Below are 24,804 nucleotides of genomic sequence, written 5' to 3'. Positions count from 1 at the left end.
TTATCGCAGGGGCTTACCGTCGACGCAAAGTTAGATACAGCTTCGTATCTTAAGGCGGTAGGTCATGTCACTCCCTCCGGCCCGGACGACCGATGACACCGCGATGCGTACGGCCATCGCGGTCCTGGTCGGCGGCATCGCCGTGATCCTCGACTCGACGATCGTCAGCGTGGCCCTGCACGAGCTGGCCGCCGACCTGAACGCCGACGTCAGCACCATCCAGTGGGTGAGCACCGCGTACCTGCTGGCCCTCGGTGTGGTGATCCCGACCGTCGGCTGGCTGCAGAGCCGACTCGGCGCCAAGCGACTGTGGATGGTCGCGCTGGCCGCCTTCCTGGCCGGTTCGGTGCTGTGCTCGATGGCCTGGAACGCGCCCAGCCTGATCGCCTTCCGGGTGCTGCAGGGCCTGGGCGGCGGCGTGATGATCCCCCTGATGACCACGATGATCATGCAGGCGGCCCAGGGCGCCGACCGCAACCGGCTGATGTCGGTCATCGCCCTGCCCACCGCGCTCGGCCCGATCCTGGGGCCGGTGATCGGCGGGCTGATCCTCGGCGCCGGCGACTGGCAGTTGCTCTTCCTGGTAAACGTGCCGCTCTGCGTGGCCGGCCTGGTTCTCGCCCAGCGGATGATCCCGGCCGACCGGTCCGGCCGCCGCGTCAAACTGGACGTGGTGGGCCTGCTCCTACTCTCCCCCGCCCTCGTCGCCCTACTCTGGGGCCTGTCGAACGTCACCGGCGGCGGCGGATTCACCCAGCCCGACGTCTATCCGCCGCTGGCCGGCGGCGCGGTCCTGCTGGCCGCGTTCGTCGTCTGGGCGCTGCGCCACCGCGGTGACGCGCTCGTCGACCTCGACGTGCTGCGCTCGCGGCCGACCTGGGCCGCGACCACCCTGATGTTCCTGTCCGGGGCCGCCCTCTACGGCTCGATGCTGCTGCTACCGCTCTACTGGCAGGAACTGCGCGGCGAGGACGCGCTCGGCGCCGGTCTACTGCTGATCCCGCAGGGCGTGGGGTCGCTGATCAGCCGTACCGTCGCGACCCGCATGCTGGACCGGATCGGCGCCCGCTGGGTGGTCTTCCTCGGCTTCCTGCTGGTCGGCGCGGCCACCGTGCCGTTCGCCTTCGCCGGCACCGGCACCACGACATGGCTGCTGCTGGTCGCGCTGTTCGTCCGCGGCCTGGGCCTGGGCATGGTGATGATTCCACTGATGACGGTCGCCTTCGTCGGCCTGGACCGGGACGAGATGCCGCACGCCGGCATCGTGACCCGGATCGCCCAGCAGGTCGGCGGCTCGGTCGGGGTAGCCCTGCTCGCGGTGATCCTGGCGACGTCGACGACCGGCTCGGGCTCGACGACCACGGCGTTCCACGCGGCGTTCTGGTGGACGACCGGCTTCACCGGCCTCGCCGTGCTGCTCTCCTTCGTCCTGCCCGGCGGCACCACCGCCCTGCCCGCCCCCACCCCGACACCCGCCCACGCCTCCGCCTGACGACCCACCCGACGGGGCCGGCAATGCCGACCAAGCGACATCCGTCGTTGCCGAGCACTCCTACGCTCGCATGGTGGATCTGCTCCCCGGTCTCGATGTCCTGGACAAGGTCGGTTCGGTCGTCAGCGCGGTATGCGCCGTACTCGGCGCCTTCGGCGTCGCCCTCGGCCTCGGATGGCTGCGGGGTACGCGTTCTCGGCGACGGTGGCTACCAGCGGGAAGACTCCCCGCGCCCGTGGTGCGGCGACTACTCGAAGCGCAGCGAGTCACGGCAGAGCAGTCCGCATACGAGCCGTGGTCGATCGGCCAGCCACTGATCGGCGACACCTACGTCGAACTGCAGACCGAGAAGACGGTGTCGGAGCGCTCGTCGGGGGAACCGACATACTTCGACGCGCACGAGATGCTCACCGAATTCACCGACGTCGTCATGGTCGGCGGGCCCGGCACGGGAAAGTCGACACTCGCGAAGAACATCGTCCGCGAGTCCGCCGAGTTCTGGTTGAACGCGGGCTGGTTCCGGCGGACGGCGGCACCGGTGAGCAGCACGGTCGCGGTACGAGTTCCCGCCGCGGGCCTCGCCGAGGCCCACGGGGAGACGCTGGCGGAGGCACTCGCCGACCACTTCACGGAACGGGGGGTGTCCATCGGCGCTGACGTCTTTCGGCGACGACCGGCCCGGGGCGCCGAGTGGCTGATCATCATCGACGGTGTCGACGAGATCCTGTCGTCGACCGAACGCAGCCGACTGCTCACCCTGATCCGCCTTGAAGTCACGAGCCGAAGCCGAACGATGCGGCTCGTCATCACCAGCCGATCTCCCCTGGACGCCGGCGTTCCGGCTACCGAACTGCGACTATGCGTGTTCGATGACGGGCGCCTCGAGCTGTTCGCCGAGAAGTGGTTCGCTTACCGCCGTAATCCCGATCCTCGAGGCGAGGCGAGGCGGTTCCTCACCCGCTTCGGGACCGGGCCGCTGGCGAACCTGATCCGAGTCCCCCTGATGGCGGCCATGGCCGCGGTGATCCACGAGTTCGACCGCGCAGCTCGTCTTCCGACCTCGCGGACCGAGCTCTACGAGCAGTTCGTGGAACTCCTTCGCCGGTCACGTGGACAGCTGCCGAGCCTCGCCGTCCAGGAGGCCGAGGTCTGGCTCGCCGACAACATCGACCACCTTCTGATGGTCGCCGCGACGGCAACGGTCCAGTCGGGGCCCGGTGCGCTCTTCCGGTCGGTAACCGACTATTGCACCGCAGAGGCACCCACGTCGGTCCGGTCATGGCTCAACTCGGCCGAGGGCCGCGAGGCTCTACGCGAGAGCCTGACCGCGACCTCGTTGGTGGTGTCGGACGGCACGGCAATCGCCTTCATTCATCACAGCGTGGCGGAGTTTCTCGCCGCCCCGGCGCAGCCCGTCGACCTGTCGCGCCGGCTGAGCGAGCTCGACGATCCGAACACCAGAAGCTTCGCGTTGTTCTGTATCGCCCGAGCCGGCCTGGCGGAGACAGCGATCCACAGCCTTCTCGGCGGGCCGGTGAGCGACCAGATGCGAGCCGGTCACCTTCTCCTCGACGGTGCGACGGTGGATCCCGATGCTCAAGGCCGGGTGGTGACCGCACTGGGCACCTGCCTGTTGAGTGACGGCGCCGCCGCAGGCGAGGCCCTCATGCTCCTCGCAGGCCTGGCAGTCATCGACGATGCGGTGTGCCGGTGGCTCACCACCATGGCAGAGTCACCACAGACGCCGCCATGGCCTCGAACGTTGATCAGCGACAAGATCGCCGACATCGACGCCGCGCTGGGGGAGCAATTGCTGGTCGCGGTAGCGTCCGACCGCCGGATCGGAACTCCCTGCCGACGCTGGGCCGCCCGTCGTTTGACAAGCCGCGGCAATCGGATGGGTGGCCACCTGCTCAAGGGAGTGGACAACTGGGTCGGATCAACGGCACCGGTGGACGAAGCCGGTACCTCGCTCACGGTGGTCGCTGATCAGCAGATCGCGATGGATCAGCGACATACCCTGGACGTCCGAGCCGAGGCGACCCTGCGGCTTGTCGACGATCACTTCGACGTGGACCCACGCCTTCAAGACGTGTTGGAACGCATATGCCGCGATGGCGGCGCGCCCGTCGACATACGGTGCAAAGCCGCAGCAGCCGTGGCCCGGCGCCGTGGAACGGACGGCATCCGCGTGATCCAGGATCTGCTCCGCGAACCGTCGACTCCCCCGGACACCGTCGCCGTCATGGTCGAAACACTCGCCACCCGAACCGACGGCGCGGCCGCCGACCTGCTTCACGCCACGGCAACGGATCGGACCGTCCCGCTCGCCACCCGGACATCGATCCTCGCGAGCGCCCGGCACAACTACAACTGTCGCCTGCCAAGCGACCTCGCCCTCGACCCGACGGCGGAACCGGATCTGCGTACCGAGGCCATCCGCTTCTTCCGAAACCACGGGGGCGGTCACGGCGTGATGCACGCTCTGTGCGTCGACCGAAGCGCTCCGCGCCCGACCCGCGCCCTGGTCATCGACACCATGCGTCACGGCTCATGCCGGGACGATCCACGGCTGCTCCTGCAGGTCGCGACCGATCCCGACGAGGACGGCATGCTCCGCCTGGACGCCGCGAGGGCCCTGCTGGATCGCAACGACCCGGCCGCCCATCGCATTCTGCTCGACCTGGCGAGCGACCAGAGGGCCGAATGGTGGCCCCTACCCGGGGCGGCGGCGGTACGGCGATACCTTCACCCGCGAATCTCGTCGCCGGCCGAGGAACCCTCCCGGTCCACACCCGACCCGGTCGAACAACCAGACCTCCCCGACGAACTGCCGGCCGATCCGGAACAGTTGTGCCGGCTCGTTTCTCGAGCCGCGGTCGCTCTCGGCCACCGCAAGGCTGCCGCGACTCGTCTGCTCGCTGTGGCGGACAGCCCCACGATGGACTGGCTGATCTCGTTCGCTTGGACCCGCAACGGTGACGACACGCGCGGCCCGGACGACCTCGGCTGGCTCCGGAACCTTGTCGTCGACCATCTGGTCGGCCCGTCCGGCTCGTTGGACCGCTGCCGGGCCATGGTGCTCGATGCTCGTTACGACCCGGGAACTCGCGGGCGCCTGATCATTCATCTGGTCCGAAACGGAAACCAGTCCGATCTGTCCCGCGTACGGCGGCTGGCCCTCGCTCCGGAGATCGACGTCCGCGCGCGGGAGATCCTCCTGGATCGCCTGCTTCAACGGCACGATCCGGAGGACGTCGTCGTCCTCATCGACACGGCACTCCAACCACACGATTCGCGACTCGCCGGGCCGGTCGTCCGGAAACTCCTGGCTGTCGGCGAGCACCAGGCCGTGCGCCGGCTGTGGCCGTCGATGTGGGACGACCGGATCGGCTACGAGACGCGTCTCGTGATCGGAGAGACACTCGCCTACGCCGGCAGCCCCGCCGATCACGACGAAGTGCGACGGCTGATCTCCGCCGCGGTGATTCCGCCTGCCATCCGACTCCGGCTCGCCGAGATCCTCAGCCACCGCGGCGACAGGCTGGCTCGCGAGGCGCTACGCGGTCTCGCCTGCGACGACGAGCTCGACGGCCAGACACGCGCCAAGGCTCTGGCCTTGATCGCGGTCCCCCGTGAACCGGCCGATCTCCTCGCGATCCGGCGAGTAGCACTGGGCTACAACGCGCCGGGAGAACTACGCGAGTCAGCGATGAGAAGCCTCGGAAGCATCGGAACAGCCGGCGCGCTCGGCGTCATCAAGGCGATCGGCCAAGATCCGAGCAACTCCATCGAGCTGCGGCGCTCGGCCGGCGAGACACTGGCACAGCTCGGCGATCAGACCGGCTTGGTGATACTCGACCAGCTGGCCTCGCCCGACTCACACTCCGGACGACCGTTCCGGCACCTGCCGGAGATCGCCCGTCGGTGACGGCGCGATGTCACCACCGCTCGCCGACGCCCCTGGCCGATCGGCCATGTCCTGCTCCGGAGAGGATCCATGAACCGCCCGGCCGCCGTCGGAAAGGTCGACCTCGGCTACTTGTTTCTGCCGCGGGCGTGGGGATTCGGGTATGCCGCGGAGGCCTGCGTGGCGGCACTCGATTGGTTCGACGGCGTCCTTCCCGGCGAGCCGGTCGTGCTGGCCACGCAGAGCGCCAACGCCGGTTCGATGCGCTTGGCGGCGAAGTCGGGGTTCACCGAGATCGAGCGGTTCCACGCTTGGGGCGCGGAGCAGTGGCTCGGCATGCGGTCCGGGTGACTCCATCCACGCCGACTGGTCAAGGGGTGGCCGGATATCAGGTCTACAGCGCCACCTCGGTGGTCCAGCGCATGCCGGTGTAATCGCAGTCCGTCGGCTCGTCGGTACTGTCCACGTCGAAGGTCGCGGTGATCCGGACCGGTGTCCAGCCGCCGCTGACGCTGTATCGCGCCTCGGCCACCGTCGCCCGCAACGTCCAGGTGGCGGGCAACCGGTCACCGGCGCAGCTCAGCTTGTCGGTGCTCAGGCCGCCGTCGGCCCGCCATTCGAGGCCGCCGAGTTCCAGCCGTACCGGATCGGTGACGCCCCAGTCCGGCACCATGACACACGGAAATCCGTCGCAACCGACGAGGGTCACGGTGACGGTCTGCCGGTCCGGGCAGTCGTCGTCGGCGACGCAGATCGTGATCGGCAGGTCGAACGTCGCTGCGTCGATGCCACCGAGAGCGGCGGCCACGCTCTCCCGCGTGACCGTGACGGTCTTCGCCGCCGACGACGCGCCGCGCTGCTCGGACTCCGTCAGGTCCGCCCGTACCCCGGTGAGCTCGTCACGGACGCCGGCCAGGTCCCGTTCGGCACCGGCCGCGGCCCGGCCGGTCGCGGCGATCCGGATCCCGGCGCTGACGACCGTCGCGACACAGACGACCACCATCACGGCGAACAGCACGACGATCGTCCGGAGCGCCCGGCCGGGCGGCGGCCCGTCCGGCCGGGCCGCCCAGACTTCGCCCCATCGCAGCGATCGGAGGCGCCCCATCTAGATCACCCACAGCGCGACCAGGCCGGCCACGCACAGCGTCAGCGCGGCCGCCATCACCAGCGCGATGGTACGGACGGACCGCCCCCGCGCCGGAGGTTCGGCCACCACGACGGGTACCGGGTTCAGGTCGGTCAGCCGATCACGGAGGGCCTGTGCCAGCCGGTCGGCACCGGGAACGTCGCCGGGCGGATTCTCCCAGCCGGTCACCCGTACCGTGGCGAGCTGGTCGTCGGGAAGGAAGACCAGCCGCGGATCCGGACCGGCGTGGTGCAGGTCGAACCGGCGGGCCAGGTCGTCGCGCAGCGTGAGCCAGCGTTCCAGCAGGTTGCCGACCTGCTCCTCGGCGAGGGCGGGCAGGCGGTCGGCGAGGGTCGGGCCGGACTGCTCGGTGTGCACCAGGATCGGGAAGTCCTGCTCGTCGACGGTGACACCACCGTCGTACCAGCGTGGCACCACCACCTCGTCGGGCAGGCCGGTGAGCGCCGACAGGTGCCGGCAGCGGTCCCGTATCCCGTCGCCGGGTGGGCCGAGGAAGCAGTCGACGACGCGGGTGCCGCCGTCGGTGGACAGCCGGAAGGAGACGGCGGTGCCGGTTCCGGCGGCGGTCGGCCGGTTGTCCCGGCCGACCGCGAGCCAGCCGTCGCGGATCTCGTCGGGGTGGAAGGCCGCACGGGCGGCGGCCAGCCGGGAGACGTACGTGTCCCCGGTGCCGGGCCAGTCAGCTCGCATAGATCACCCGTCCAGGGCTCTCGGTGTCGTGGATTCTCGACCAGACGCGTACGCAGGCCAGGACCATCCCGGTGCTTTCCGGGACCTTGAGGGGGATGTCGTGGTCGGTCAGCGCCCGCGCCGCAGTGAACCGGGCGGGCGGCAGTTTCACCTGGCCGGTGGCGACTAGTCCGGCGCCGTCCCGGACGAGGGTGTGTGCCTGCAGCCGCAGCCCGCCCCACCAGCTGCCGTCCGGCGCCGGCGGGACGTGCACCACCGACACGACCGCCTCGTGTGCCCGGACCAGCGATTCCAGCCAGTCATCGGTGTACGCCCGAGCCGCCGCGACCGCCGCCACCCGGCTGACCATTTGGGCCCGCAGCCGGTCCTGTTCGCCGGTCGGAGCCAGTGACGCCAGTCCACGGAACTGCAGCACCTGCAGGCAGTGGGTGAGGTGACGGTCCCGGGTGACGAGTTCCATGACCGGTGCGATCAGCCGGATCAGGGCGGCCGTCTCGGCGCCGCCATCGCCGGGCAGGCCGGCCGGTGCCGGTGCGGCCGGGTCGGTGGCGAGTCCGGTGCTGAGCGTGCGGTCCCCGGACCGTAGGGAGGGGATCAGCGTCTCCCGGGCCGGGCCGGGTATCACCGTGGCGGGATCGCCGGGTTCGGCGCCTACGGCACGGGCCGCCGCCACCGCCCGGGTCGTCAGATCGGTGCGCTCGTCGGCGGAGATCCGCAGACCGAGCAGGTGGATCTCGTCCCAGAGCCGGCCGGGGTCGGTGGGCGGCTCCCCCGGGTTGCGTTCGGCGGTGATCGGGATCGCCCGCGCCCAGACCTCGGCCAGCAGCCGATCGGGACGGGCGGCGCGGGCGGGCGGGGCGGTCACCTCGGCCGGGCGTGGGGTGCCCGGCTCGGCGGCGGTCAACAGCCGGGTGATCGCCTCGTCGGCCTCCGGCGCGTCCGGTGTGACCTGGGCCAGTGCCTCCCGTAGGCCGGCGAGCATCCCGCGGGTGACGGCGGCGGGTGGCCCGCCGCCGTCGAGCAGCCGGCCGAGCGCGTCATCGAGGGAGGCCATCAGTGGGAGCCGTTGAACGGATCGAAACGGCGGTCCATGTCGATCTTGCCGGCCTCCATCGGCACCTTCAGCACCGAACCGGGATTCTCCAGGACGTCGGCCATCGAGGTGGCCGCCACGTACGGCACGTACCCGGAGACGGCACTGACCCGGCCGTACGCGTCGACGACGATCCGGGTGTCGGCGCCCCGGCCGTGCCGGATCGCCGGGATCGGCGTACCGACCTTGCGCATCAGTTCGCGGTCGTCGGGGTCCTGGCGGTACACCCACCAGAGGCCGTCGCGGGGCGCCCGACGCGGCAGACGGGCACTGATCCAGCAGGCCAGCCGTTCCGACTCGCCGCCCGGGACGAGGTAGCCGTCCGGTGTGCTGGACGGTTCGAGGAGGACCTCGGCGTGGTTGGACAGCCCGCCGGCGGCGTCCGGGTTGACGTAGAGCCGGGTGAGCAGCCGCGGGTCGCCGTCCGGGCCGGGTCCGGCCACCTCGGGGTTGCGCCGGCCGTCGGTCAGGTCGATCGCGTAGTCCGGCTCACCGAGGCAGAAGTAGGCGTGCAGCAGGTCGGTCTCGCCGATCTCGAACTGCACCTGAATCCTGGCGGCCCGCCACTCGTCCAGGCTGAACCGGTCCGGGTCCTCGTGGTCCAGCGCCCAGCTGGCCAGGTTCAGGTGTCCCCAGCGGGTGGCGACCTCGGCGGTGGAGAAGCCCTTGCGGTTGATCGTGAGGTCGGGCACGGCCCGGTACCAGCCGGAACGCAGGGTGCCCTCGCCCTTGGCGCCGACCCGCTCGAACTCCTGACCGGCGGTGAAGATCGGTATCGCGTCCATGCCGTGCGCCGACAGGGTCAGCCCGTAGGGCAGGACGTGCAGCAGGTTGTCGACGTCGATGTGGATCTCGGTGCGGCCCATCGCGACCCGCTGCCGGGCCGCTTCGCGGTCGGCGAAACCCTTCTGATCGATGTGGTACGCCCAGCAGGCCCCGATCGAGGTGCCGAGTTTGGCGAAGTCCGGGTCGTGGACGACACGCAGCGGATTCCAGTCGAGGGCGTCCCGGCGGTTCTCGGCGGTCTCCTCGGCGAAGATCCGGTGCAGCAGCTGCCGGGTCCGCGGCAGTGCGGAGGTGCCGCCGGACAGGATGATCGTGTCCAGTGGCTCCTTGCGGCCGCCGACCTCGGACAGCCGTTTACGGGCGACCGACAGTCCGATCTCGATGGACCGGACGAGGACCTTGTCGATCTCGCCGCAGACGTCCGCCCAGTCGATCGAGAACGTGGCCGGCAGGTCCCCGGTGGTCGGCAGCTGAAGCAGGTCGGCGATGTTGCGTACCGGATAGGGCTTTTGATCGGCGGAGGCCCGTTTGGCCCGCTCGGCCTCGTCCCAGAGCCGGCGGAAACGTTCCCGGGCGGCGCGTGCCTCGGCCCCGGTGCGCACCCCGGCCCACCTGGTCGGCACCGCCGCGTCGATCAGGTCGTCCGGGCCACCGGGTCGGGCCAGCAGGGAGCCGGGCAGATAGCGCCCGTTCTCCACGTAGTTCTCGTAGTCGCTGAGCACCATGCCCGGTGACGCGGTGAGCACCGCGTCGGCGAGCTTGACCTTCAGCAGCCGGAAGATGCCCAGGGTGATCCGGTCGCCGCCGAGCTGCAGGTCGCCGGCCTTGCCGAGCACGGTGGGTCGCAGCTCGTAGTAGCGGCCCTGCTGGTCGGGCGGGACGGTGGGGTCCCGCTCGGTGCAGTCGGCGAGGGTCAGGCCGAGCAGCGCCACGTCGGTGGATCCGCCGCCGATGTCGATGACCAGCGTGTTGTAGCGCCATTCCCGCTCGTGGACCGGTGTCTCGGTGTCCTCACCAGCGCCGGTGTCGGCGGGGATCACCGGGCGGCTGCGGGCCCGGAACGCCTCGATGCCGGTGGCGTGGTCGCCGGAGAACTGCCGCATCAGCGAGAACATGGCGGCCGCGGTGGCCTCGTCGAACCGGGTGTCGACGATCCGGATGCCGACCGAGCGGGCCAGTTCCTCCATGTCGAGACGGGTCTGCGGCGGGGCGGTGGTCGGGTAGGTCACCACCGCCCGGTCGATCCGGCCGGGTGAGTAGCGGTCCGGCTCCCGCTCCCGGAACTCTTCGATCTTGTGGAGCAGCCGCTGCCAGAGGGCGGTCAGCGCCTGCTGGGTGTCCGGCCGGTCGGTGCCGGACGGCAGGCCGGGCAGCGGGCGGGGATTGCCCAGGAACCGTTTGAGGCCGGGCTGCTGCTCGACGGCGAGCGGCACGTCGTCGTCGACGTCGGTCTCGCCGTCGTCCCACATCGCCAGTCGGAACGGTTTCAGGCCGAGCACGTGCGCGTCGCTGGAGATCGACGGCTCACCGGCGTGCAGGGCGATCGGGATGAGTTGCATCTCCTCGATCGGCGGATGGCTGAACACCTTGGCGCTGAGCCGTTCCAGCGCGGCGGCCAGTTCGTCGCGTTCCCGCTGTGGGGCGATCGCGGCCTGCCTGTCGAGTCCGAGCAGCACGTCGAAGACACCGTCACCGGCCATCGACAGTCGGACCTGTTCCAGCGGGGCGACACCGGACTGCTCGGGCCGGGCGGCGGCCAGTGCCCGGCCGACCGATTCCAGCACCCGCCGCCACTGGGCACGGTCCAGCCCGAAGTCGTCGCCCTCCTCGGTGAGCAGGTCGTTGAGCAGGTCCCGCAGCACCGCGGTCTGAGTCGGGGGCAGGCCGATCAGGGCCCGCTTCTGGCTCTGGTCGAACATCGTGACGGTGGAGTTGGACATGCCGTAATCGATGGCGATCCAGCCGTCGTGGACCGGCCCGTCCGGCACCGCCGCCGGTTCCGGCCGCGACTCGGGCCCGGCCTGCGGTTGCGGTTGCGGTTGCGTCGCGGCGGCGGGTTCGGGCTCCGGGGGTACGGCCACCGGCACCTCGATCAGGCACCGGTGACGGATCGTCTCGACCGCACGCAGCCGCCCGTCCGGCAGACGTTCGGCGACGGTGAGCGACCAGGCGTAGGCGACCCGGCCGGGCGGTACGTCGGTGGCCGGGATCTGCCGCCACGGCGCCATGTACCGGCCCAGCGCCGGAAGATCGATTCCGTGCGGCGGTACCTCCGGTTGCCAGGCGGCGGCGAACCGGGCCGCGGCGCCGGCTCGGTCGTCACCGGCCGCGACCACGGTGATCGCGGCGATGACCAACGGCCGGTTCAGCCGGTTGGACAGGATCGCGGTGGGCGGGGTGACCGGCCCGGCCGTGGGGTCGAGGGTGAACTGCCGGCGGGGCGTGCCGTCTCCGGCGGCGACGAACTCGAGTTCGACGTCCATGTCAGTGATCCCTCTCGGTTTCGTTCCAGAACATGCCCGAGGAGTCCTCCGGCGAACTCTGACGGACTCGTCTGATCATTTCGAGCAGGCCGGCGCGGGCCTCGTCCACGCCGGGCCGGGTCTCCGGCGGTTGTGCCCCACCTGCGATCCCGGTGAGTCGGGCGAGGGAGATCTCGGTGATCTCGGCCGCCCAGCCCCGGATCTTCTCGATCTCCGCCTCCACCAGGTGCACGGTGGTCGCGACCATCTCGTGACGCAGCCGGAACACGTATCCGGGGTGCACGCGGTGCCGCAGGTCGGCGTCGTCCGGGTCGCGGCCGTGGTCGGGCGGGTACGCCCAGACGAACCGGGAGCCGTACGGCAGCGGGAACGACTCGGCGTACTGCTGCGGCGACGGGGCCTGGTAGGCGTGCCGTTCACCCACCGACGCGGGCACGTTCGTCAGCATGCCGCGCCATCTGTTCGGCTGGGCCAGCACGGTCCATCGGCCGCCGTGCGTGGCCGCGAGGGCGTCGACCCGCGACAGCAGCCGCAGGTCCGGTGTGGGCGCGGCGGCGTCCCCGGCGGTCAGCGCCGCCCGTGCCGCGTCCAGCAGCGCGCTCTCCCATCGACGCAGCGCCTCGGCGCGAACCGTCTCCAGCACCGCCGCGCAGGTCTCGCCGAACGGTCCGGCCAGCTCGTCGGTGAGCTGCGGCCCACCACGGATCTCCCGGCCGTGTACGGCGTCGAGCATCTGCCGCCACTGTGGCCACCGGTTCACCTGCCGGGCCGTGGTCTCCTCGACGTACCTGGTGAACGAGATCTCGCCCGGTCCGCCGCCGCCGGACAGTTCCACCGTCAACACCCGCCGGGCCAGGCCCTTCACCCGCTCCAAGGCCTCCCGCAGCGCGGAGATGACCAGCTCGAACTCCTTCTCGGCGGCGGCCACCACACCGCCGTCCTCCGGGGTCCGCTCGACCGCCGCCTCCAGCTCGGCGACGAGTTCACGCAGCCGGGCATCCTCGTTCTGGACCCGCTGCCAGCGCCGGTACAGGCCGTGCGCGGACAGTTGCTGGGCGAGCAGCGCCAGCACCCGGCGGCGGCCGCCGTCCTCGGTCGCCGGCAGCAACTGGGCCCGCAGGGCACTGTCGGCGGGCAGGCCGAGCACGATCTTCTTCAGGGCCATCGCCGTCATCGCCTGGTCGTCGAGTCGATGGTCGAAAACGGAGGTGTCCGGTTGCGGCCGCAGGTTCTGGTAGGCGACCAGTCCGGCGTAGACGAACGGGTCGCTGTCCGGTGTCAGCGTGCCGGCGATCTGCAGCAGCCGGTCCAACGTCGGCATCACCTTGAACACGGCGGCTTCGCTGTCGAGCAGCCCCGCGGTGTCGAGACGGCCGGCCTGCGCACTGTCGAACACGTTGCCGATCCCCGCGATGGCGCCGCCTCCGGTCGCCTCGATCAGCCGTTTCAACTCGTCGGGCGCCGGGCTGTCCGGGTTACCGGCCTTGAGCAGGGCGATCGCCGAGTCGACGTCGTGCAGCAGCACCCTGGTCAGGCGGCGGTCACGTTCGTAGGAGACGCCGTTGCTGATGCCCGGGAAGTCCCACAGCTCCAGCACGGTGCCGGCGCCGAACTCGCCACCGGCGATTCCGCCGCCGGTCTGGATCATCGAGCCGGCCGCCGCCAGGTCGGTCAGGTCGAGCACCGACACCGGCACGTCCAGGACCAGCTCCATCTGCCGGACCAGCCAGAACGGGTCGGCCGTGGGACGCCTGTCGGCGGTGATCCGCAGCAGCTCGGCGACCTCGGTGTCGGCCACGTCCCGGGTGGTGCCGAGGATCGCCGGATACCGGGCGGCACTGTCCGCGACCGCGATGACCTGGGTGGCCAGCCGGATCAGTGCATTGTCGGCGTTTCGCTCGGTCGCCAGCCATGCCCGCAGACCCTCCGGATCACCGGCGATCGCCTTCTGCACCAGGTCGTCGAGTCCGGCGCCGACCGCACTGCTGTCGCGGACCTGCTGGGCGAGGTCCTCCAGGCACCGTTCGACCTCGGTACGGCTGAGGAACACCACCCGACGCCCGGCCACGACGGTCCGCTCGCCGTCGGTGACCGGCCGCAGCCGGAACCGGGTCACGTTCCCGGTGGTGGCCAGGTCGCCGATCGGCAGGTCCTCCAGGTAGTTGAGCAGCGATGCCACGAACAGGGTCTTGCCGGCGCCGTACTCGCCGATCACACCGACCTTGTAGGGCTCGCGAATCAGGGCCAGCTGCCGCCGCGCCTGTTCGTCGACGCGGGCCAGCGGCCGGATCAGGGCCGGTCCCACCTCGACGCCGGCCGTCAGCGACAGCACGTCGGCGGCGAATCGCTCGGCCTTGAGAATCGAATCTTTCCGAATGGAATTGTCGCCGGCACCCGCTGCGCGCCAGTTGTCCATGAACGCCCCTATGGTCGAGAGGAATGTCGCGTCCAGTTCAGACAGACGGTAAAGCCGAATCGAAACAGAATCCGGCATCCGTTCGAGCGGCACCGGCCGCTCTTCGGCGGGCCGCACCTGACCGAATAGCTGAACGAGCAAATGGGAATGATTTACCGGAATGTCTCACGTATCGATGGCCAGGCGGACCTGACCGGCTCCTGCACCTCCCGCCACAGCTCCGGCTCCCGGTCGTGCAGCCAGTCCAGGAATCGATCCACAGAGGACAGCAGGATGTCCTCGAAGACCGCGCTCTCCTGATCCAGCAGTCGGCGCAGCCGGGCGTGCTGGCCCGCGCTCAGCGCCGCCATGACCGCGCGACCACCCGCCGGCCGGGGACGATCTCCGCCCCGAAGATCAGATCCATTGATTTCGATTTCCTGGTTCCGTTCGTCTCGACGGCTACGACTTCTCGATTCGGCATGCATCCTCCGGGTGGCCCATGGCCGAGCGTCCGATGTGTTGTCAGAATGAGCGTCAACCGTTTCCGGGCGACAGCCGGTTGCGGTTGCCCGGTGTTTTGGCAACCCGGCAACCAATCCCCGGCGAATATCGAGGTGACCGACTTGGAGAAGTCCTTCGGTGCATATCTGCGGCAGCTCCGGCTGGCCGCCGGCATGTCACTGAACGATCTTTCGGCGGCCGCCCGCTACGACAAGGGCCACCTCAGCCGGATCGAGTCCGGCTCCCGGCCGCCGACCGCCGACCTGGCCCGCGCCTGCGACGCCGCCCTCGACGCGGGTGGCGCCCTGATCGCCCGGCTACCGGCCGCCACCCGACGCCGCCCACCGGCACCGACACCACCGCCGGCCACCACCGAACCGGCCGGCGACACCTGGAGCCTGACCCTGTGGCCGGACGGCGCCGGTTACATGTCGGCGCGCCGCTACGGCCATCCCGCCGCGACCGACGAACCGGCGGTGATCGGCTGGCCCCCGATGCGCCAGGCCGGTGAGCCGGAGGCCACCTCGATCGCCACGGTCTTCAGCGCGGTCACCGACCTGGGCCGGCGGCACAGCCCGGCGCTCGTCCTGCCGCAGGTCATCACCCTGCTGCAGACCACTCGGGGACTGGCCGCGGCGACCCGCGGCACCGACCAGGCCCGGCTGCTGCACCTCGCCGCCCGACTCGCCGAGTACGCCGGCTGGATGAGCCAGGAGACCGGCGACGGCCGGGCCGCCCGGTGGTGGACCCGGGCCTGCTCCGACCTGGCCCGGGAGATCGGCGACGACAACCTCGTGGCGTACACCAACGTGCGCCGGGCACTGCTCAGCCTCTACGACGACGACCCGCTGACCACGATCGCGGCCGCCGGGTCACTACGCGGCCGGCACGGGGTGACCACCCGGGTCCGCTGGCTGGCGGCGATGCGCGAGGCCCAGGGCCACGCCTTGGCCGGTGACCGCGACGGCTGCCGACGCACCCTGGACGAGGCCCGGACCCTGCACGACCGGATCGGTGACGACGAACCGGTCCGGCCCCTGGGCACCACCAGCACCCTGGACGTGACCGCCGCCGTCGAGGGCTGGTGCCTGCACGACCTGGGCCACCACGCCGAGGCCGCCGGGCACCTGGCGACCGCCCTGCACAGCACCACGAACCAGATCGCCGGGGCCGTCCCGGCCGAGCGCACCCCGGTCCGCTTCGCCGTACGGCGGGTGCTGGCCCTGACCGCCGCCGGTGACGTCGAAACCGGCTGCGCCCTGATGGCCGGCCTGCTGCCCGACGTGCTCCGGCTCGACTCGGCCACCGTCCGGCACGACCTCGGCGACCTGGCCCGGATGCTCACCCGATGGCAGCACCTGGAACCGGTCCGCGCGCTGCGCCCCCGGCTCGCCGCGGCACTGACCCGGCCCGACGCCGCGGCCGCCGGATGAGCGGCACACCGATCCGGCAGGGCGTCTTCATCAGCTTCCGCACCGGCGACGGCAACGCGCAGGCGGCCCACCTCGACGAGATCCTGACACCGGTGTTCGGCGCGGACCGGATCTTCCGGTCCAGCCGGTCCATCCCGCCCGGCGCCGCCTTCCCCGGCGAACTCGACGACGCCCTGGCCCGCAGCTGTGTGACCCTGGTCCTGATCGGCGAGACCTGGACGAGACGGCTGGGCGGGCCGGACGACTGGGTCCGTCGCGAGGTCGCCACCTCCCTGGCCGCCGGCATCCCGGTGGTGCCGGTGCTGCTCGACAAGACCACCATGCCACCGGCCGAGCAGCTGGCCTCGGACGTCCGCGGGCTCGCCGAACGGCAGGCCCTGCACCTGCGGACCAAGGTGATCGCCGCGGACCTGGCCGCCCTCGTCGCCGCGGTACACGAGATCGCGCCCGGCCTCGCCGCCCGGCACCTGACGGCACCGGCGCGAATCCTGCCCGACCGGTACGCCCCCAGCGCCCTGCTGCTGGCCGAGCACCGCATCGTGGACTTCGCCGGCCGCGAACCCGAACTGGCCCGGCTGGCCGACTGGCGCGACGGTCCCGAACCGGTGGCGGTCGCCCTGATCACCGGCCCCGCCGGACAGGGCAAGTCGCGCCTGGCGGTGGAGTTCTGTGACCGCAGCGGCTCCGGCTGGGTCGCCGGTCTGCTGTCCCCGGACGCACCGTCCACCGAGATCGCCCGGCTCGGCCCGGCCGGCATCCCGGCCCTGATCGTCATCGACTACGCCGAGACCGCCGAGACACCGACGCTCGCCCTGCTCACCGCCCTGGTGGCCCGCCCGGCGGGCGCCGCACCCGCACGCGTGCTGCTGCTGGCCCGCGGCGACGGGTTCTGGTTGGACCGGATGACCGCGGCGGCCACCGACGAACGAGCCGCCCTGCTGCTGATGGACCTACGGGCGACCGGCCACCTGAACCTGACCGGGCCGGCGCCGATCGACGTCGGCGCGGCCGCGCGGGCCTTCGCCACCCGTCTCGGCCGACCCGCGCCCGCAGCGGTCCCGGAACCGGACGACGCGACCATCCGGCCGCCGCTGGAACTGCTCACCACCGCCCTGGACGCCGTGTTACGCGATACGGCCGGGCCGTCGTTACCGTCCCGGGACCCGGTGATCCGGCTGCTGCACCACGAGCGGCGACACTGGCGTACCTCGGCCGACGCCTTCGAACTGCCCGACCCCAACTGGTTGCGGCTGAACGCGGCGGTCGCCGCCGCCACCCTGTACGGAGGCCGCCCCGACGCCGAGACCACGCTGGCCGCGCTGCCCGCGTTCCGGCAGGAGCAGCAGCAGATCGTCCAGCGCTGGGCCCGCTGGCTGCGGCACCTGTACCCACCCGGCGCCGACCCGGCCGGACACGACGCCCCGCACGCGCTGCGCCCCGATCGCCTCGGCGAGGAACACGTCACCCAGACCGTTCTCGATCAGCCGGAGATCGCCGGACCGGCAAGCGCCGCCCTGCCCGAGGCGAGCATCGCCCGCGCGCTGCTGGTCCTCGGCCGGGCCGCACCCCGCCACCCCGATCTGGTCGGCGTCCTCACCGGGCTGATCACCCCGGACCCCGGCAACCGGGCGATCCTGGCCGTCGGGGTCGCCTTCGGTCTCGACGATCCGGCACCCATCGCCCAGGCGATCAACGGCCTCTTCGACGGTACGGGCGGCCACGGTCCCGTCGCCCACCGGCTGATCGACGCGATACCCGCCGAACTACCGGCGTTCGCGCCGCTGCTGGCCACGGTGACCGCCCGGGTGCTCGAGGCCGAACACTCCAGCGGCCGACCGGACCTGCTCACCGTGGCACGGGTGGCCCAGCAGCGGGCCATCGCCCTGACCGCCGGCGGCGACCCGGCCGAGGCGCTCCGCTCGATCCGGATGGCGCAGGCCGCACTGACCGCCCTGCGCCAGACCTCCGCCGCCGACCCGGCCACCGCGACGTTGCTGGACCGGCTGCTGGGTCAGGCCCTGGCGGTGGACGCCGACTGTCTCCACGCCCTAGGCCTACCCGAGGACGCCATCGACGCCCTGACGGCCGCCGTGGCGCACGCTCCGTCGCCGGACGAGTCCATCCCGACGACCGATACTGATCCGGTGCCGGCCTGGCTCGACCACGTTCCGGAACGGGCCGCGCAGGCGATCAGCCGGGCCCGCCGCCACGGCACCGAACTGCCCGGCCTGCTCCGGCTGCTGGCGCACCGGTTGACCGAAGCGGGCCGCACCGACGAGGCCGAACCGGTGCTACGCCGATGGGCGGTGGCCGCACGGGCCGAGGCACGGCTGGTCGAGGAGACCCTGACCGCCTGGGCCCTGGACCGGTCCCGGTATCCGTCGGAGAAGGACGTGCCACCGCCGCCCGGCCTGCCACCGGCCGCGGTCCGTGACTTCCTGCCCCGGATGGGTGCGGTCATCGCCGCCGACATCCGGGTCCGCAACGACGAAGCGACCGCGGTCGCCGACGCCGCCACCCGCGCCGGAGTACTCCGCGGCCTGCTCCCGGACGCGGTGATCCCCGGCGAACACGGCGCCCGGACCCACACACCGGTGGTCACCCTGGCGACGCCGCACGGGTTGTGGGCGCTCTACCGGGAGACCCGCCTGGGCTGGCAGGTCGGCCCGCTGCGACTGGACGCCTACGGCGACTTCCAGGGGGTCGGCAGCCCACGCTGGATGCTGCCCGACGGCACGCCGGACGCCCTGATCACCGCCGCCCTGTCGGTCATCGGGGGCGCTCCCCCACCGAATTGGGGCCGGCTCGCCTGACCGCCAACGAGTGCATACCCGACACTCGACCGTCGACCGGCCCCGCCGTTCGGCTGCTCGGCGAGCATCATCGGCTTCGTGACCTGGCGACGGATCCGCAGGACTCGGTCGTCGCAGCGGAACGGCATTCCAGATGATCGACTACGACGGGCAGGTCCGTGGCGAGGCCCGATGGGCCGAAAACACGCCAGGTACCGGTACGAGTGCCTGGCCGCCTTCGGCCCGCACCACCTGCCCGGCCGGCGCCACACCCGGCCCGCCAAGAATCCAGGCCTCTGGCTCGCCGCTCTCCCACGGGGTGGCCCGGACCCGCCCGCCAAATGCGCAGCCGCTGATCAGTGCGGCTGAATCGTGCCCGGGTTCGCCCGCTGCATAGCGCTACAGCATGCTGGTCAATTAGCGCACGACATTGCCGAGTTGAGTGCGTTGGTCGGCTGTAGTGTTCGGCGATGAATGACGACCTGTCGCTGCTTCGCAGGATCGCCGAGGTACCCCACGTCTCAAGCGTCCTGAGGCATCTCGTCGATTTTGACGTTGAGGATGTGGCATCGGTTGACGGGTCCACCGCACGGCTGTCCTCGGGCAGGAGTCTGCACCTGATCGCCTGCGATGGCACCGCCGGACGATATTTCCTTGTCGGCACGAACGCGCCGTCGCGCCCCGTCCTGTACGCGACTTCGGAGGGCCAGGCCGGCATCATCGGCTTGACCCTGACTGTCGCCCTGACCATGCTTATCGCACTGCCGAACTGGCATGACGTGCTCGGTTTCTCTGGCGGCGGAAGCCTCGACCAGATGCGTAGAGCTCATGCCTACTTCGAGGTAGCACTTCGCCAAAGCCATCCCGACCTCGACGTGACACAGTCCCAGATTGTTGATGCGCTGGGATTGGATCTGCCCGAGGATCCGGTTCTGACGTTGTGGCAGTCAGTGCACGCTGCGGAGCCGCCGGAACTCTTCATCGACGATGAAGATGACGATGACTCGCCCTGGGATCCGCTCCTCGGTGCCTGGACGATCGAGCGCGTGGCCCGGCGCTGACACCCGGCAGCGCTGGATGCGCTCCGACCGGCACACGGCGGGCGGCCACACCGCGAGCACCCACAGTCGACTTTCTGACGTGCCGAGATGAGCGCATTCCGCTGAGCGGTAAATTTACGTCGCTATTAATACGATGGAGACGCACGCAGCCGAAAACCATACCGCCATAAATGCGGCAGGTACACTTAGCGCGAGCGTTTTTATCTCCTTAAGTGGCGGCTTGACGCGTGGATTTGTGTGACCCCGAACATAACGTGCGAGGATCGGCTCCTCGTCTGCCAGCGCCACCATGTCTGCAATCCATCTATTCTGATAGAAGTATGACATTCTGTGTATCTGCACCCACGATGTCGTTACAACAGTGCCAATGATTGACGGACCCAATGTCGCCCAAGGGCTTCTCAAGGCAACAGCTGCAGATAGGACGGCCATCAAGGCGGTGTTGCAATAAAGCATTACAGTGTACCGAGTCCACATGCGGTCAGATTCTTTTTCCGCCAACTCTACAAGTATCTTGAAGACCTCTAGATTGACCGGTTTTGCATCATTTGAAACGTTCGCACGAACTCGACGCTTCAACTCCATGTTGTCAACCCTAGGGAGTCGCGTCAATCTGACGCCAGCGCTAGATCTTCTGTGGAGTCTCGCCTCGGCGAAATGATCTCGAGAATGTGATCAAGCACGATCTCCCACAGGAAGCTATGGCGTTCTGATGGGCCGGTCCAGAGAACTCATGACTATTCGCTCTTGGGCGAGCGAGCCGGGTTCGGTCTTGCCCGAATCTGGACAAATAACACTTGCAAGATCGCTTAGCTCTCATGGCCGCCGATCGCGCACGTGCGCTGGTAGCGCGCAACACATGCAAGGATCTTCGCGTGCTCGTACTACCACAACCCGAGGACCTGCACTCACTCGTGCTCCGAATTGACTTCTCCAATGACACGGCATGGGCCGAACCGAGTGCGGCGTTGGCCAGCGAAGGTGCCTCACTCGTCAGTGAGCCTCGTTTCGCTGGCCTAACGGTCCAGGCGCTTGTCAATGCCGACGCGGAGGCCGGCGAGGACGACAAGCTGACCTACGTGTTCCTCGCGGACGCCACGACGATGACCGACGACGAGCATCCGCTCCTCGCTATCGATCTGTACGACGAGCCCGGTCGAGTGTCTCGTGTTCCGCCACGCCGATACGCCGACGTGTCCGCGAACCTCTCCATCGCGAACATGGACTTTCAAGAGTTCGCCGACGCGGCCGACTCCTCGGGCGTCTACCGCGGCTTCGAATAGCACCGACCGAACTTGCTGATCTGCCGCCGCGCGAGCACGTCGTGTCGGCAGGCTCTGTCGGTGGGTTGGTGGCGTGCGGCCGGGGTCAGCTCAACGAGAGGACGGTGTCCTGGCTCGGTGGCGTGCCGAACTGGCGACGATACTCACGGCTGAACTGGGACGGGCTCTCGTAACCGACGTGCCGGCTGACACCCGTCACGTCACCGGGGCGGGTGGCCAGCATCAGCCGCGCCTGCTGGAGGCGGATCTGCTTCTGGAACTGGATCGGGCTCATCGCGGTCACCGCCTGGAAGTTGCGGTAGAACGCGGACACACTCATTCCGGACAGCTGCGCCAGCTCCTCGACCCGGAATGCCGTCGGATAGTGGTCGCGGATCCACCGCACTGCCCGCGATACGTGCGTGAGACTGCTGTCGGCGAGGCCGAGCTGGCGTACCACCGAACCCTGCTCGCCGGTGATGACCCGCCACAGGATCTCCCGCTTGATCAGCGGCGCCAGCACGGCCGCGTCCCGCGGGTGATCCAGCAGCCGCACCAGCCGCAGTACCGCGTCGAGCAGCTCGGCCGGTGCGTCGCTGACCGCCACACCGGACGGCACCCCGGTGGCCGGCGGAAGATCACCGGGACCGGCCTGCAGCAGGATCTCGGCGACGACCGCCGGCCGCAGGACCAGCCCGAACCCGAGCGCCGGCCGATCAGCGGTGGCCCCGATGAAGTTGCCGGTGACGGGCATGTCGACCGACGCGACCAGATACTGCCCGGCCGAATACTCGTAGACCCGGCTGCCCAGAGCCAGCCGTTTCGCGCCCTGGACGATGACGGCCAACACCGTGCCGGTCATCGACGGCTGCGGTGACTCCGACTCCACGACCCGCGAGAGCAGCACGTCTTCGATGGCGGTGCTCCCATCGTGGCGGACGACCAGATCGCGCAGCTCGGCCAGACTCATAGGCCGATTCTCTCCACAACGAGAGGATCGGGCAAGTCACGACGAGCATCGTTCTAACGTTTGTGCAGTCCAGGTTGCTTTCATGGAGTGGACGAGATTCCACCCGATGAGAGGAACATCCGATGCACGGATTCCACGCCACGATGACCGCCCAGCCCGGCCGGGGCGCGGAGGTGGTGGCACTGTTGCTCAGTGCGCCGTCGCTGCCGCACCCCGACTGCGTCGTCTTCCTCGTCGGCCGGTCGGCCGCCGACCCGGACACCGTCCACGTCACCGAGGGCTGGACCAGCGAGCAGGCCCACCAGGCGTTCTTCGCCACCGGCCCGGCGCAGGCCCTGGTCGCCGCGTTGCAGCCGCTGTTGACCGGCGAGTCCAGCTACACCGACGAGGTGCCCGTCGGCGGCAAGGCGGTGTTCTGATGCGGCCCGCCTACGACCCCGACCTGGACGCTCTGCTGGCCGGCATGCCGGCGATGCCACAGCTCGACATCGAAACCCTCGATCAGATCCGGCCGTACGCCGTGGGCGTCCACCCGGGACGTGACGCCTACGAGGTCACCGTCCCGGCTCCGGACGGCACCCCGATCCCGCTGACCGTCCTGCGCCCCGGCGACACCACAGCGGCGCCGTGCGTCTACTGGATCCACGGTGGCGGCATGGTGATGGGCGACCGCTGGTCCCAGATCGACATCCCGCTGGAGTGGCTGGACCGGTTCGGTGCCGTGGTGGTCTCGGTCGACTACCGGCTCGCCCCGGAGGTGGGCGGCACCACCCTGGTCGACGACTGCTACCACGGTCTGGCCTGGGTCGCCGAACACGCCACCGAACTGGGCATCGACCCGGCCCGCATCATCGTGGCGGGCGCCAGCGCCGGTGGTGGCCTCGCCGCCGGGGTCGCTCTGCTGGCCCGTGACCGCGCCACCCCGTCGATCGCCGGGCAGGTGCTGATCGGCCCGATGCTCGACCACCGTAACGACAGCACGTCGAGCCTCCAGTTCTCCGGCGCACCCGGCGTGTGGACCCGGGAGATGAACGCCTTCGGCTGGCAGTCGGTGCTCGGTGGATCCGCGACGGTCTCCCCGTACATCTCCCCCGCCTCGGCCGACGTCTTGGACGGCCTGCCCGCCGCCTACATCGACGCCGGATCGGCGGAGGTCTTCCGCGACGAGTCGGTCGCCTACGCCGGCCGGATCTGGGCCGCCGGCGGCCAGGCCGAACTGCACGTCTGGGCCGGCGGCTGCCACGGCTTCGACGCCCTGTTCCCGACCGCCGCGATCTCCGTCACGGCCCGGCAGGCCCGCACCGACTGGCTCACCCGACTCCTCAGCAAGGGAAACTGATCATGCAGATCGCCATCGTCACCGGCGCCAGTTCCGGCATCGGCCGGAGCGCCGCCGTCCAGATCGCCCGGCGCGGCACCGGAGTCGTCCTCACCTACCAGGGCAACCGGGCCGGTGCGCTGGACACCGTCGCCACGATCGAGAAGGACGGCGGCACCGCGGTCGCGCTGCCGCTGGACCTCGGCCGGTCCGAGACCTTCCCGGCCTTCCGCGACGCGGTCACCGGTGCGCTGCACGACGTCTGGCAGCGCGACACATTCGACCACCTGGTCAACAACGCCGGCGCCAGCCGGATCGCGATGTTCGCCGACACCTCCGAAGACACCTTCGACACGCTGATGCGGGTGCTGCTCAAGGGGCCGTTCTTCCTCACCCGGACCATGCTGCCGCTGCTGGCCGACGGCGGCGCGATCGTCAACGTCACCAGCGGTGCCGCGACCACCGTCACCGAGCCAGGCTATTCGGCCTACGGCACCATGAAAGGCGGCCTCGTGGTGCTGACCCGATACCTGGCCAAGGAACTCAGCGGCCGCGGCATCCGGGCCAACTCGATCGCCCCCGGCGCCACCCGGACCAGGCTGGCCGACAACGCCTTCGAACGACACCCCGAGGTGATCCCCGGGCTGGCCGCCCGGACCGCCCTGGGCCGCCTCGGTGAACCCGACGACGTCGGCACCGTCATCGCGAGCCTGCTCAGCCCCGACCTGGCGTGGATCACCGCGCAGGACATCGAGGTATCGGGAGGTTACAACCTGTGAGGCATGCCGGCCACTGAAGACCGAGACCATCGACCGGTCGTGGTCCGACGGGCCGCCGCAGCAGGCCCGGCCGACCCCCGCCGCGTCCCCGGCCCGGCGTGCGGGCCTGATTCAGTCCCGATCGGCGGGCCGGAAGTGGAACGTCGAGTGGGAGACCGTCGTCGCCGGGTCCAGGCCCTCGGCGCTGGTGAACGTTCGAAGCCGGGCCAGTGCGGACTCCGCGGTCGTGACGTCGCTGACCGACACCCGGATGCCGTCGAACCGTAGCCACGCGTCGGCCGAGATCGGGTCGATGCCGAGGCCGTCGAGGTCGCCGGTCAGGGTGGCCCGGACATGAAGATCCACTCCACGTTGTTCGAGGATCTCCAGGTCGATCAGGTCGTACTGATGATGCTGGAAGTAGTAGACGCTGCACTCGGCAGGCTCGCCGAGGGCCTTGACCACCTGTCCGGTCATCGCGCGCCAACTCGGCACCGGCAGGGGCAGCCAGTCGACGTCGAGGAAGACGTCGCTGTCACCGAAGTCCCGTTGCACCTCGGCGAATGGGAACCGAAAACTCCAGGTCAGAGCGGGCGGCAGGCCGATGTTCGGGTTGTCGAAGAGCAGCCCGGCCCAGGTCCCGCCGGCGACCGGCACCAGATCCCGTGCGGTCAGGCCGTCCTCGTCGTCGTCGCTCACTCCGGGAC

The 24,804-nt window shown here is 70.3% G+C and carries 19 protein-coding genes; 10 read left to right on the top strand and 9 right to left on the bottom strand.

The window, feature by feature from the left end:
• The first annotated feature begins 64 nt into the window (after positions 1-64).
• From Q0Z83_RS11020 to Q0Z83_RS11010, 3 genes are all read left to right on the top strand, one after another.
• Positions 65-1,492 carry an MDR family MFS transporter gene (locus tag Q0Z83_RS11020; RefSeq protein ID WP_317793759.1) on the top strand — a complete coding sequence of 476 codons (1,428 nt, stop codon included), beginning with the start codon at positions 65-67 and terminating at the stop codon, positions 1,490-1,492.
• Between the two features lie 73 nt (positions 1,493-1,565).
• Entirely contained in the window at positions 1,566-5,423 is a 3,858-nt protein-coding gene (locus Q0Z83_RS11015) for an NACHT domain-containing protein (RefSeq protein ID WP_317793758.1), read from the top strand.
• Positions 5,424-5,462: 39 nt separating this feature from the next.
• Entirely contained in the window at positions 5,463-5,753 is a 291-nt protein-coding gene (locus tag Q0Z83_RS11010; protein WP_317797064.1) for a GNAT family N-acetyltransferase, read from the top strand.
• A gap of 43 nt (positions 5,754-5,796) precedes the next feature.
• On the opposite strand, the gene Q0Z83_RS11005 is transcribed toward Q0Z83_RS11010, so the two are convergent.
• From Q0Z83_RS11005 to Q0Z83_RS10980, 6 genes are all read right to left on the bottom strand, one after another.
• Complete coding sequence (locus tag Q0Z83_RS11005) at positions 5,797-6,510, bottom strand: hypothetical protein (RefSeq protein WP_317793757.1); 714 nt, start codon at positions 6,508-6,510, stop codon at positions 5,797-5,799.
• The gene (locus tag Q0Z83_RS11000; protein ID WP_317793756.1) at positions 6,511-7,242 is read right to left on the bottom strand and encodes a hypothetical protein; all 732 of its coding nucleotides are present in this window, start codon (positions 7,240-7,242) and stop codon (positions 6,511-6,513) included.
• Entirely contained in the window at positions 7,232-8,296 is a 1,065-nt protein-coding gene (locus tag Q0Z83_RS10995) for a hypothetical protein (RefSeq protein ID WP_317793755.1), read from the bottom strand. Before Q0Z83_RS10995 ends, Q0Z83_RS11000 begins: the two co-directional genes overlap by 11 nt.
• Positions 8,296-11,604, bottom strand: a complete 3,309-nt coding sequence (locus Q0Z83_RS10990; protein WP_317793754.1) for an acetate and sugar kinases/Hsc70/actin family protein — start codon at positions 11,602-11,604, stop codon at positions 8,296-8,298. The genes Q0Z83_RS10995 and Q0Z83_RS10990 overlap by 1 nt, the downstream gene beginning before the upstream one ends.
• 1 nt (position 11,605) lies before the next feature.
• A complete protein-coding gene (locus Q0Z83_RS10985) occupies positions 11,606-14,020 on the bottom strand; it encodes a hypothetical protein (protein ID WP_317793753.1) in 2,415 nt (804 codons plus the stop codon).
• 152 nt (positions 14,021-14,172) lie between these two features.
• Positions 14,173-14,370 carry a hypothetical protein gene (locus tag Q0Z83_RS10980; RefSeq protein ID WP_317793752.1) on the bottom strand — a complete coding sequence of 66 codons (198 nt, stop codon included), beginning with the start codon at positions 14,368-14,370 and terminating at the stop codon, positions 14,173-14,175.
• Positions 14,371-14,616: 246 nt separating this feature from the next.
• Here Q0Z83_RS10980 and Q0Z83_RS10975 point away from each other — a divergent pair, with 246 nt between their 5' ends.
• From Q0Z83_RS10975 to Q0Z83_RS10965, 3 genes are all read left to right on the top strand, one after another.
• Positions 14,617-15,936 carry a helix-turn-helix transcriptional regulator gene (locus Q0Z83_RS10975; RefSeq protein ID WP_317793751.1) on the top strand — a complete coding sequence of 440 codons (1,320 nt, stop codon included), beginning with the start codon at positions 14,617-14,619 and terminating at the stop codon, positions 15,934-15,936.
• A complete protein-coding gene (locus Q0Z83_RS10970) occupies positions 15,933-18,749 on the top strand; it encodes a TIR domain-containing protein (protein ID WP_317793750.1) in 2,817 nt (938 codons plus the stop codon). The genes Q0Z83_RS10975 and Q0Z83_RS10970 overlap by 4 nt, the downstream gene beginning before the upstream one ends.
• Positions 18,750-19,198: 449 nt before the next feature.
• Positions 19,199-19,789, top strand: a complete 591-nt coding sequence (locus Q0Z83_RS10965; protein ID WP_317793749.1) for a hypothetical protein — start codon at positions 19,199-19,201, stop codon at positions 19,787-19,789.
• Between the two features lie 114 nt (positions 19,790-19,903).
• Here the strand turns inward: Q0Z83_RS10965 and Q0Z83_RS10960 are convergent, their stop codons facing one another.
• Positions 19,904-20,374 carry a RipA family octameric membrane protein gene (locus Q0Z83_RS10960; RefSeq protein WP_317793748.1) on the bottom strand — a complete coding sequence of 157 codons (471 nt, stop codon included), beginning with the start codon at positions 20,372-20,374 and terminating at the stop codon, positions 19,904-19,906.
• A gap of 233 nt (positions 20,375-20,607) precedes the next feature.
• Here Q0Z83_RS10960 and Q0Z83_RS10955 point away from each other — a divergent pair, with 233 nt between their 5' ends.
• On the top strand, positions 20,608-21,072 hold the full coding sequence (locus Q0Z83_RS10955; RefSeq protein ID WP_317793747.1) for a DUF6924 domain-containing protein: 465 nt from the start codon (positions 20,608-20,610) through the stop codon (positions 21,070-21,072).
• Between the two features lie 85 nt (positions 21,073-21,157).
• On the opposite strand, the gene Q0Z83_RS10950 is transcribed toward Q0Z83_RS10955, so the two are convergent.
• The gene (locus Q0Z83_RS10950) at positions 21,158-22,021 is read right to left on the bottom strand and encodes an AraC family transcriptional regulator (RefSeq protein ID WP_317793746.1); all 864 of its coding nucleotides are present in this window, start codon (positions 22,019-22,021) and stop codon (positions 21,158-21,160) included.
• A 122-nt stretch (positions 22,022-22,143) separates the two neighbouring features.
• On the opposite strand from Q0Z83_RS10950, the gene Q0Z83_RS10945 reads away from it, so the two are divergent.
• From Q0Z83_RS10945 to Q0Z83_RS10935, 3 genes are read left to right on the top strand one after another with little or no spacing between them, the layout of a single operon-like run.
• Positions 22,144-22,440, top strand: coding sequence for a putative quinol monooxygenase (locus Q0Z83_RS10945; RefSeq protein WP_317793745.1), 297 nt, complete (start codon positions 22,144-22,146; stop codon positions 22,438-22,440).
• Positions 22,440-23,360, top strand: a complete 921-nt coding sequence (locus Q0Z83_RS10940) for an alpha/beta hydrolase (RefSeq protein ID WP_317793744.1) — start codon at positions 22,440-22,442, stop codon at positions 23,358-23,360. Before Q0Z83_RS10945 ends, Q0Z83_RS10940 begins: the two co-directional genes overlap by 1 nt.
• A gap of 2 nt (positions 23,361-23,362) precedes the next feature.
• The gene (locus Q0Z83_RS10935; RefSeq protein ID WP_317793743.1) at positions 23,363-24,118 is read left to right on the top strand and encodes an SDR family NAD(P)-dependent oxidoreductase; all 756 of its coding nucleotides are present in this window, start codon (positions 23,363-23,365) and stop codon (positions 24,116-24,118) included.
• A gap of 111 nt (positions 24,119-24,229) precedes the next feature.
• Here the strand turns inward: Q0Z83_RS10935 and Q0Z83_RS10930 are convergent, their stop codons facing one another.
• The gene (locus Q0Z83_RS10930) at positions 24,230-24,796 is read right to left on the bottom strand and encodes a hypothetical protein (protein ID WP_317793742.1); all 567 of its coding nucleotides are present in this window, start codon (positions 24,794-24,796) and stop codon (positions 24,230-24,232) included.
• Positions 24,797-24,804: the final 8 nt, after the last annotated feature.

The sequence above is a fragment of the Actinoplanes sichuanensis genome (assembly GCF_033097365.1).
In the GTDB taxonomy this organism is placed as follows: domain Bacteria; phylum Actinomycetota; class Actinomycetes; order Mycobacteriales; family Micromonosporaceae; genus Actinoplanes; species Actinoplanes sichuanensis.
This window is presented reverse-complemented; position numbering and strand designations above follow the sequence as displayed.